This window comes from Paraburkholderia sp. SIMBA_053 (assembly GCF_046534895.1).
Taxonomy (GTDB): Bacteria; Pseudomonadota; Gammaproteobacteria; order Burkholderiales; family Burkholderiaceae; genus Paraburkholderia; species Paraburkholderia caledonica.
Genome location: NZ_JAWRXU010001940.1, coordinates 1 through 229 on the forward strand (window position 1 = coordinate 1; position 229 = coordinate 229).

General features: G+C 43.7%; 1 protein-coding gene. It reads right to left on the bottom strand.

Going from position 1 to position 229, the window contains the following annotated elements; genetic code table 11:
• On the bottom strand, nucleotides 1-229 hold a 229-nt coding region (locus tag SB753_RS42320; protein ID WP_410805862.1), incomplete at both ends, for a hypothetical protein.

The window sequence follows — 229 nt, forward strand, 5'->3', positions numbered from 1 at the left end:
GGCAAAATCTGTTTCGTATTGATCCGTTTTATTCGCGTATTCCAGTGTTGTTTGTGAGATCTCGCTTAATGATGTACCTAGAACGGCCGTATTTACAAAACGCGTATTCAGATTCTCATCGATACTTTGCAGCAATTGGGCCACGTCTTGTTGTTCTTCCGTGTAGGCTGCGTTTTCTAGTTTCGCGTTGATCGTGCCTAGTGTTTTCGTGATCGATTGCAATTCGCCT